At 72.2% G+C, this 1928-nt stretch carries 2 protein-coding genes; both read left to right on the top strand.

Going from position 1 to position 1928, the window contains the following annotated elements; all coding sequences use genetic code 11:
* Positions 1-147: 147 nt before the first annotated feature.
* On the top strand, positions 148-1140 hold the full coding sequence (locus tag ACFCY7_RS40410) for an MBL fold metallo-hydrolase (protein ID WP_376491072.1): 993 nt from the start codon (positions 148-150) through the stop codon (positions 1138-1140).
* 96 nt (positions 1141-1236) lie between these two features.
* Complete coding sequence (locus ACFCY7_RS40405) at positions 1237-1833, top strand: BLIP family protein (protein ID WP_376491071.1); 597 nt, start codon at positions 1237-1239, stop codon at positions 1831-1833.
* Positions 1834-1928: the final 95 nt, after the last annotated feature.

Below are 1928 nucleotides of genomic sequence, written 5' to 3'. Positions count from 1 at the left end.
GGAACGGGGGCCCGTACGCGTGTTCCGGAGCCCCCCGCCGGGTCCCTCGTTCGGAGGACGGGGGTGACGTGAAAGGCACCGTACGTACCGAGACCTCCCGTATGGTCGCCCCATTCCAAGGGATCACGCACGGCAAGGGCGGCAACGTTGGCTGAACGACGGACGGTACTCAAGGGAGTTCTCGCGGCATCGGGCGCCGCCATCGCCGGGACGGGAACGACCGCCGCCGCGCCGACGCCCGGACGCGGCGGCCCCTACTCCACCCCCGTCGAGCTGCGCTGGCTCGGCGTCGCCGGCTGGGAGATCGTCATCGACGGCGACCGCAGCATCCTCTTCGACCCGTACCTGAGCCGCATGCCCTGCCTGGGGCCCACCGGCCGACTGGACCCCGGGCTGCCGCTGCGGAACGACCCGGCCGCCGTGGAGCGGGTGGCGGCGCACCACCTGGCCGCCCCGCCCGAGCTGATCCTGGTCAGCCACGGCCACTTCGACCACGTGGCGGACGTGCCCCAGCTCCTCGGCCGCCCGGAGTGGCGGCGGTCCCGGATCCGCACGGTCTGCGACGAGACCGTCCGCCACCTGCTCACCGCCATGGGCACACCTCCCGCGCGCGTCTCCGACGTGATCCAGGTCAAGGGGGGCGAGTACCTGCAGTTCGACGGGTACACCGTGGAGGTCTTCCGCAGCCTGCACAGCCAACTGGCCGACCACGGCTCCTTCGCGCCCGGCCGCAGGGCCGCGCCGCCCCGCAGGCCGGCGGTCCTCGGCGACCTCGTCGAGGGCGACACGTTCGCCTACCAGGTGTCCGTCGACTCGGGCCCGAGGATCCTGCTCATGGGCGCCAGCAACTTCGTCGAGCGGGAGTTGAGCGGCATCCGACCGGACGTCGCCCTGGTGCCGATGAGTTCGCACGGCGCCGTGCACCGCTACGTGGAACGGCTGCTGCGCGCCACGGAGAACCCGCCGCTGCTGATCCCGACCCACCACGACGACCTGGTCGCACCGCTCGGCACGGCCGTCACCGCCCACGCCGCCCAGCCCTCCGCCGCCCAGCAGTTGTCCCGGCTGGCCCCGAGCGTCTGCCGCGTCCTCGACCCCGGGCCCCTGCGGCCCGTGGACCTGCGCACCGCGTTCGCCTGACCCCGGCCGCCCGGAGCCCGAGGAGATCATCCGGAGAGCGCCGTCGGAAAGGATGGCCGTGCATCCGGACAGATCAGACAGGAAGGGCGTACGGGTATGACGAAGGCATGGCGCACAGCGGTCACCTCGGTCGCGGCGGTTGCGGCGGTGTCGGCCGGCGCCGGCGCGGCGCACGGCGCGCAGACGGGGGCGGACGCGGGCTTCAGCTTCACGGCCGAGAAGTACGCCGCGGTGCCGTTCGGCACGGACCGGGCCACGGTCTGGCAGATGCTCGTCGGGGCGCCGCAGTCGCCCCCGCCCGGCTCGGCGAGCGGCTGGTGCGAGAACACCAGCATGACCATCCAGTGTTTCACCGCGAGCGGCGACTACGTGCCGTACGGGAACTTCAACTTCAACGCGGCCGGCACGCTGGTGTCGAAGCAGAACGAGTTCCTGTACAAGCCGACGGCGCCGTCCATGACGCTGTCCAAGTACAACAAGGTCCAGCTGGGCATGACCGAGGCGCAGTTCCGGGCGATCGTGCCCGCCGCCTCGTGCGTGGTCCGCGAGGAGGCGTACCCCAACTGGCCCGCCACCACGGGCCACAAGCTCGCCTACAAGTGCGACGCGTCGACGGGCCTGTTCCCGCCGGTCGCGTACTTCGACCTGACCGACGGCAAGGTCACGTACAAGTACCAGCGCGCCCTCACCTGACCGGAGCGCCGGGAGCCCTTCTCCGACACCATCGTCGGGGTGCTCGGCCGCACCGACCGGCCGGGCTGCTGAGCGGAGGACGAGGAGGGTGTCCG

It is taken from the genome of Streptomyces sp. NPDC056361, assembly GCF_042262805.1.
Classification (GTDB): domain Bacteria; phylum Actinomycetota; class Actinomycetes; order Streptomycetales; family Streptomycetaceae; genus Streptomyces.
Note: the sequence above shows the minus strand (reverse complement) of the source record. Positions and strands in the feature narration are given on the sequence as shown.

What these genes read in the sequence shown, in the direction of transcription:
- ACFCY7_RS40405 (WP_376491071.1), top strand. Translation starts at nt 1,237, where the DNA reads ATGACGAAGGCATGGCGCACAGCGGTCACCTCGGTCGCGGCGGTTGCG.